The following is a 7,859-nucleotide window of genomic DNA, read 5'->3' on the forward strand; positions in this document are numbered from 1 at the left end:
TTGTTCCATTTTAGAGATTTGTTTAAGATAAGATATAACTCATTGAGATGTGTCATAGTATTCGTCGTTAGAAAACAATTATTGTGACATTATTTCAATGAGTTATCTATTTTTGTCGTGTACAGAGCGCTTCATCAGAAAACTGAAGGAACCTCCATTGAATCGAACTAATATTTTTTTTGGTGAATCGCATTCTGACTGGTTGCCTGTCAGAGGCGGAGAATCTGGTGATTTTGTTTTTCGACGTGGTGACGGGCATGCCTTCGCGAAAATCGCACCTGCTTCCCGCCGCGGTGAGCTCGCTGGAGAGCGTGACCGCCTCATTTGGCTCAAAGGTCGAGGTGTGGCTTGCCCCGAGGTGATCAACTGGCAGGAGGAACAGGAGGGTGCATGCTTGGTGATAACGGCAATTCCGGGAGTACCGGCGGCTGATCTGTCTGGAGCGGATTTGCTCAAAGCGTGGCCGTCAATGGGGCAGCAACTTGGCGCTGTTCACAGCCTATCGGTTGATCAATGTCCGTTTGAGCGCAGGCTGTCGCGAATGTTCGGACGCGCCGTTGATGTGGTGTCCCGCAATGCCGTCAATCCCGACTTCTTACCGGACGAGGACAAGAGTACGCCGCAGCTCGATCTTTTGGCTCGTGTCGAACGAGAGCTACCGGTGCGGCTCGACCAAGAGCGCACCGATATGGTTGTTTGCCATGGTGATCCCTGCATGCCGAACTTCATGGTGGACCCTAAAACTCTTCAATGCACGGGTCTGATCGACCTTGGGCGGCTCGGAACAGCAGATCGCTATGCCGATTTGGCACTCATGATTGCTAACGCCGAAGAGAACTGGGCAGCGCCAGATGAAGCAGAGCGCGCCTTCGCTGTCCTATTCAATGTATTGGGGATCGAAGCCCCCGACCGCGAACGCCTTGCCTTCTATCTGCGATTGGACCCTCTGACTTGGGGTTGATGTTCATGCCGCCTGTTTTTCCTGCTCATTGGCACGTTTCGCAACCTGTTCTCATTGCGGACACCTTTTCCAGCCTCGTTTGGAAAGTTTCATTGCCAGACGGGACTCCTGCAATCGTCAAGGGATTGAAACCTATAGAAGACATTGCTGATGAACTGCGCGGGGCCGACTATCTGGTATGGCGCAATGGGAGGGGAGCAGTCCGGTTGCTCGGTCGTGAGAACAATCTGATGTTGCTCGAATATGCCGGGGAGCGAATGCTCTCTCACATCGTTGCCGAGCACGGCGACTACCAGGCGACCGAAATTGCAGCGGAACTAATGGCGAAGCTGTATGCCGCATCTGAGGAACCCCTGCCTTCTGCCCTTCTCCCGATCCGGGATCGCTTTGCAGCTTTGTTTCAGCGGGCGCGCGATGATCAAAACGCAGGTTGTCAAACTGACTACGTCCACGCGGCGATTATAGCCGATCAAATGATGAGCAATGCCTCGGAACTGCGTGGGCTACATGGCGATCTGCATCATGAAAACATCATGTTCTCCAGTCGCGGCTGGCTGGTGATAGATCCCGTCGGTCTGGTCGGTGAAGTGGGCTTTGGCGCCGCCAATATGTTCTACGATCCGGCTGACAGAGACGACCTTTGTCTCGATCCTAGACGCATTGCACAGATGGCGGACGCATTCTCTCGTGCGCTGGACGTCGATCCGCGTCGCCTGCTCGACCAGGCGTACGCTTATGGGTGCCTTTCCGCAGCTTGGAACGCGGATGGAGAAGAGGAGCAACGCGATCTAGCTATCGCGGCCGCGATCAAGCAGGTGCGACAGACGTCATACTAGATATCAAGCGACTTCTCCTATCCCCTGGGAACACATCAATCTTACCGGAGAATATCGTTGGCCAAAGCCTTAGCGTAGGATTTCGCCCTCTCCCGCAAACGACCCCCTTTTATCTACACTAGATTTAAAACAGTTGAACGTATGAAAGAAGCTGTTTCTCAAAATATTCAATCAGACAACTTGAGCCATCAAAACGCCATCAAGAACAAGGAAGAACAAAAAGCCCGAATTAAAAAATTCCGTGATCAGTTAGAGATCGGGACGATCTTATATACCTCATGGGGATATGAGCAAACAAATGTAGACTTCTATCAAGTTATTGAGAAAAGCCGGGCATATTGTGTCATCCGTGAACTTAAACAGGCTTATGATGCAACAGGTTCAATGCAAGGTTATGTTGTGCCTTTACCGAATGAATTTACCAGCAAAGAGCCAATGAAAAAAAAGATCATGGATAACTATATCGTGATTCATCAGTCTGCAAATGCAACAGTATTAGATTTTGAATTATTGCCGACAGGTACAAAAGTTTATAAACGCTGCTATACATCATCATACGCATAAAACAGTTGACCCCCTGAAGGGGGTCAATTCACTACAGAGGAAAATATGAAGCATTCAAAATTAATATATAAAGATTGGCAATTATATTTAAGGCTCTTATTTGAAAATAAATAGGGGTAATAGTCACCCGCATTTTTTTGATGTTTAGATTTCTAATGCTTCAAAAAAATGCGGTTCATTGCGTATCATATAATGAATATTAAGGAACTGAAAAAATGAATAATGCTCAATTCAAAATTGAATGCTTCAGAAATGGTTTATATAGCCCAGAGCAAATAATTGAATTTTACAAGGTAGTCCACACGGAAGAAACTAAGTACAATAGCCGTGATGCTCAACTTTGGATTAATGGGAAAAGCTCTAGGGAATATCAAATTGACCCTAAAGCAATTCAAATTGTAGATATGCTTAATGCAATCAGATCGGAAGTAATTGCAAAAGAAAAAGAGCGTATAGAACTTGGCAATCCAAGATATAAATATCTATTCAAAGGTGAACAAGCACTATGGTCGGAGCATCAGGAATTTATAAATTTACCTGTCAATTTTTATAATTCAATAATGGTTGAGCTAGGTAAAAAAGATTTAATTTATTTTGAATTTTCAAAAAAAGATATTGAATCCTAAACGATAGAGCAGAGCAAAGTGTCTACTTTGCGAACTGAAAAATCTGAAAAATCCTCCCTTCTCTGATTACTGTTGAATGGGGCAAGCGAAGCAGACAAAATCTGTGATTTTGGCTAGCTGACCGCAGACCCGCAACTACTTCCATGTTACCTATAAGCGGGATTAACAAAGCAATCCCGCAGGGTTGCGACTGAAAAAAATTAAATTATATTTTTACCAGTTTGAATATTCTTTAATTTGTAGAGCCTGAATTATCAACTAGAGTTGATTTAGATTTTTTTGATTGTTCCCGATCAGCAATAAATTTGTCACCAGCAATTTTTAAACTGTCAAAATGTTGGGGATTGGATTTATATGATTCAAGAGCCTTTAAAAGAACACCAGTAATAATTCCTTTATCTTCAGTTGGGAAATCTACTATTTCAAAAAGCGCACCAATTGAAATTAATTTATGTTCACGTTTTTTGCGATCTTTAACTTGAGCAGCTTGAGCATCTTTTTTCAAACTAGCTAAAAGTTTTTTTTCATCTTCCTTAATTTTTTCTAATTCTAAACGTGCTTTATGTTTTTTAAATTCATTTTTCATTACACGTTCAAATGAACTAATTTGCTGCTTTGTTGGTGAGCCTGATTCAATACTTTTAACAAGTGACAAAATTAAATCTTCAGTTTGGTTTCTATTCTCTAATCCCTTCAAACGAGAGATTTCATCAGTTACAAACTTTTTTTGATCTTCAGTAAATTTTAGATTTTCGATAGCCATTGCCACTTCCTCATTGTCAATATTTTTAAATCATAGCATAACTAAAAATAGAGGAAATCTATTACAGCACTAAACAACAAAAATCATATTAAATTATTAATTTCTGACTTTTACAATTAAAGAAATATTTATTCTGAGTATGACTTGAATTGAAAAATATTTAGCCAGGTGATCATTTTTTATAGGATTTTTAAAATTTTAAAATTGGCTTTCAGTCCTTTAGTTTAAAAAATATCCTAATGTCTATCTAATAACAAAAAATTACAGTTTATAGCTTAAAAAAATCCTTATTAATCGTGTCACTTATAGACCCTCAGATTTGGGGTTTCTGAACTATGGGTTATCACCTTGTAGCGAATATATATTGAAGTTATCATGACAACAGCAGTTGGAATGCACGCTTCCGCGTTTCTCTCCGAGAAACAAAAAAAGCAGATTCAAAATAGGCGAATTATGGCGATTTATCACTTATCAGTTAAATCAGGTAGGCAATACGGTTCTTCGGGAAGTCGAGGGGCAAGCCATTACGCTTATATAAATCGTGAAGGTAAATACAAAAGAGAAGATTTAGAAAATATAAAATCAGGAAATTTACCAAATTGGGCTAAAGATGCTGCTCATTTTTGGAAGTCAGCAGATAAGAACGAACGCATTAATGGACGTATTTATACTGAATTGGAAATTTCATTGCCTAGAGAATTGAATAAAGAACAACGTGAAGAATTAGTACAGGAATTTGTAGATAAGACTTTAGGTAAAAACTTCACATATTCCTATGCAATTCATAGCCCATTAGCAAGTGATGGTGAACAAAATCCTCATATTCATTTGATGTTTAGTGAAAGAAAATTAGATGGTATTGATCGTGACGAAGTACAACACTTTAAACGCTACAATCCGACTAATCCTGAAAAGGGCGGGGCAGGTAAAGATCGCTATTTTTCATCTAAAGTTTTTGTGGCAGATACACGCTTATCATGGGCTAACCATGTAAACGATTTTTGCGAAAATTTAGGTCTTGATACTCGTATAGATCATAGAAGTTATAAGGCTCAGGGGCTTGAATTATCCAGTCAAAACTTCAGGGCTGATTATGTTAGTAATCATAAATATTTCATTAATGAAAATATAAAAAATATACGTCATCAAAATGGCGAAATTATTATTGAGCGTCCTTCGGAAGTTATTAGAGCTTTAACTTCTAATCAGTCTGTATTTACTGCCCGTGATCTTGAGCGTTTTGTTATGGCTCATACTGACAGTCAAGAACAATATCTTAAAGCCTATGAAGCTGTAATGACTTGTCCTGATATGGCAATGTTGTTTGGGAAAGATAAGGTTGTATTCTCATCAAAAGAATTGGTCGGAATTGAAGATTCTATTACTGCATTTATCTACAATGCCAATGAGCAAAGTCGAGTACAGAAGCCATTTAATTTAACTGAAAAATTCACTTTAAATGCTGTAAAAATTGCTGATAAAAGAACATTCAATAGAGAGCAAGAAGCAGCCTATTATACTTTGACTTCTACTGATCGAATCTCATTGCTAAATGGTTCGGCTGGTACTGGTAAGTCTTATGTTCTTAGTGCTGTTTCTGAAGCCTTCAAAACTTCAGATTATAAAGTTCATGGTATTGCTTTGCAGGCAATTACAGCTAGAGCTATTTCTGACGATTGTAATATTCCAAGCAGTACAATTGCTTCATTCCTTGCCCGATATGAAAGTGGTAATTTTGAGATCAATAATAAGACTGTCTTGATCTTAGATGAAGCGGGGATGGTCGGCTCAAGAGACATGCAAAAACTTCTCATGATCGTAGAGAAGCATGATGCTCAAATAAAACTTGTTGGTGATAGTTATCAGTTAAGTGCTGTTAGTGCTGGTTCTGCTTTTGCTCATATTCAAGATAACCTTGATAAGAAAAATATTGCTTCATTAGAAAATATACAACGACAAAAATATGCGAAGGAATCAGAGAAAATGATTGAAGCATCTAAGTTGTTATCTAAGCATGAAGTTGACAAAGCATTAGATATTTATAAGACCATTAATGCTGTTAATGAATATGAATCTCACGATCTAGCACTAGCCAAAACTATTAAATCTTGGAGTGAAGATTCTAGCGAAAATAAGTTAATGCTTGCTCATTCAAATAATGATGTGAATGAATTAAACCGCATGGCAAGAAATGTATTAATTAAAAATGGTCAACTTTCTGCTACTGGTAATCATGTTAAAACTGCTTTCGGTGATATTGAAATTACTGTCGGAGAAAAAATTGTATTTAAGCAGAATGATTCAAAATTAAAAGTTAGCAATGGTGAAACAGCAAAAGTAATCGGTTTTGAAAAAGATAATCTTAATAACATTAAATTTATGATGGTTCAGTCAGATAGAAATAATGAGATCATTAAAGTAGATTTAAATGAATACAACCAATTTAAATATGGTTATGCAAATACTATTCACTCATCACAAGGTATGACTGTTGATAATGCCTATATTGTGGCGAGTGAGAACATGAATGCTAATTTAACTTATGTTGCTTTGACCCGACATAAACATAATGTCGAAATTAATTATTCTGCTATGTCGTTTACCACGAATGAAAAAGAATTCGTTAAACGTCCAGATGGGAAAATCTCATATGATCAGAATTACAATCCTGTTGAAAAAGAAGTTACACCTTTTGAAAACTTCAAAAAAGTTCTAGGACGATCAGAAAAGAAAGAATTTTCTACAGACTTCACTTTAGTAGACAAGCAAGAAAAATTGATCAAAGCATATCTGCAAGATCACCGCCACCATATTGAAGATAAGCGGGAGATATACGGAATTAACTCGAAGATACATGCTTTAACTTCAGAGAATCGTACATTCACGAAGGAAGAAATTGTTACCGAGGTTCGTGCGAATCTTAAATCTAAATCTATTTTAGGTGATGAGATCGGTAGCATTAGAGGTATGAAAATTGCAAAAGGTGAGCTTCTCAAACTTGAGGAAGGGTTACAGATCAAGACTGGATTCTTTAAGAAAGAAACCTTTGAGAAGGGAACAGAATTAAAGGTTCTTGATGCCTACAAGATGAAAGATAAACCAATGATTAAAGCTCGAATCAATGATATGGAATATGAGATTCCATTTGAAAAACTTTCTGTTAAGTATTCAGATCGGTACTTCACAGAGTTTAAAGATCAGAGCGCACACCGTTTTACTGCCCGCAATAAAACTGAAGTTTATAGCGAGTACCGTGAGCAGTTATTGAAGCAAAAGATTACTGCACCGGAAGAAAATTTGAATGCTCCTAATCACAAGATGAAGCTGCAAAGCAATCTTAATACTACCCCTAGAAATACACCTAGAATCTAACTTCACCTGGCATAAGCAAGTGAAAATAACAAACCATAAAAGACTTTTTAATGAGTAAAGATGATCATGATAAATTTGTATTATTCCTGATAGTTGTAGGCTTTATCGTGTTAGTTGTTTGCGGTCTTGCGTGGCAGGGAGCAGGCATCTTTAACTTGCCTTTCACAGTGATGCTATGGACTATCATTAGATTAATTATCGTGGTATCGCTTGTATTTATTACTGGAAAATTCGGTCTATCAAGAGAGTTTACTTTCCCCGCAGCAGCAGTAGGTTTAGCTTTTAGTTTATTCCCTGTCCTTGATCATATTGCGTTAGGTTATTCTGCTAAAAATTTCTATGAAACCACTAATTTTATGGGGCAAACGGTTCGGGAATTTGGTGCCAGTAAAATTACGGTCTGGTGGGGTTCGATTTATGCCAAAATAGCCTATGCTAGCCTTGCAGGTTTAATTGGATATGGTGTTAAGGTCGCCACTGATGATTAAAAAAGAAAAACCAACTTGAAGTTGGTTTTTTTGGCACTGTTGCAAATAGAGATTTGAGTCGATGATGTTCCCTTTAAAAAGTACTTAGAGACCGAAAACCCTGTTGATTAGACACACTTCACCCTGAGGCTGACCATAATAAAATGACGATGCTTGTCCTTTACGTAGTGCACGCATGACTTCAATACCTTTAATTGTGGCATAAGCCGTCTTCATAGATTTGAATCCTAATGTGGCCCTGATGATCCG

General features: G+C 38.8%; 7 protein-coding genes and 1 pseudogene. 6 read left to right on the forward strand and 2 right to left on the reverse strand.

Annotation, left to right across the window (positions count from 1 at the left end):
• Positions 1-157: 157 nt before the first annotated feature.
• From aph(3'')-Ib to FTV34_RS15675, 4 genes are all read left to right on the forward strand, one after another.
• Positions 158-961: an aminoglycoside O-phosphotransferase APH(3'')-Ib gene (gene aph(3'')-Ib, locus FTV34_RS15660; RefSeq protein WP_001082319.1), complete on the forward strand. Its 804-nt coding sequence runs from the start codon at positions 158-160 to the stop codon at positions 959-961.
• Positions 961-1,797 (forward strand): aminoglycoside O-phosphotransferase APH(6)-Id, encoded by an 837-nt coding sequence (locus FTV34_RS15665; protein WP_000480968.1) that lies wholly within the window; start codon positions 961-963, stop codon positions 1,795-1,797. Before aph(3'')-Ib ends, FTV34_RS15665 begins: the two co-directional genes overlap by 1 nt.
• A gap of 141 nt (positions 1,798-1,938) precedes the next feature.
• Complete coding sequence (locus FTV34_RS15670; RefSeq protein ID WP_000656635.1) at positions 1,939-2,361, forward strand: hypothetical protein; 423 nt, start codon at positions 1,939-1,941, stop codon at positions 2,359-2,361.
• Between the two features lie 215 nt (positions 2,362-2,576).
• The gene (locus FTV34_RS15675; RefSeq protein WP_001057867.1) at positions 2,577-2,987 is read left to right on the forward strand and encodes a hypothetical protein; all 411 of its coding nucleotides are present in this window, start codon (positions 2,577-2,579) and stop codon (positions 2,985-2,987) included.
• 232 nt (positions 2,988-3,219) lie between these two features.
• On the opposite strand, the gene FTV34_RS15680 is transcribed toward FTV34_RS15675, so the two are convergent.
• Complete coding sequence (locus tag FTV34_RS15680) at positions 3,220-3,750, reverse strand: conjugal transfer protein TraD (RefSeq protein WP_000963725.1); 531 nt, start codon at positions 3,748-3,750, stop codon at positions 3,220-3,222.
• A gap of 453 nt (positions 3,751-4,203) precedes the next feature.
• On the opposite strand from FTV34_RS15680, the gene FTV34_RS15685 reads away from it, so the two are divergent.
• Together FTV34_RS15685 and FTV34_RS15690 are read left to right on the forward strand one after the other, a co-directional pair.
• The gene (locus FTV34_RS15685) at positions 4,204-7,122 is read left to right on the forward strand and encodes an AAA family ATPase (RefSeq protein WP_180070773.1); all 2,919 of its coding nucleotides are present in this window, start codon (positions 4,204-4,206) and stop codon (positions 7,120-7,122) included.
• A gap of 50 nt (positions 7,123-7,172) precedes the next feature.
• The gene (locus FTV34_RS15690) at positions 7,173-7,610 is read left to right on the forward strand and encodes a hypothetical protein (RefSeq protein WP_000030933.1); all 438 of its coding nucleotides are present in this window, start codon (positions 7,173-7,175) and stop codon (positions 7,608-7,610) included.
• A gap of 84 nt (positions 7,611-7,694) precedes the next feature.
• On the opposite strand, the pseudogene FTV34_RS15695 reads toward FTV34_RS15690, so the two are convergent.
• Positions 7,695-7,859 (reverse strand): annotated as a pseudogene (locus FTV34_RS15695) (IS6 family transposase); the annotation flags it as partial.

Origin of the sequence: Acinetobacter sp. YH16038 (assembly GCF_013417275.1) — a bacterium.
GTDB lineage: Bacteria > Pseudomonadota > Gammaproteobacteria > Pseudomonadales > Moraxellaceae > Acinetobacter.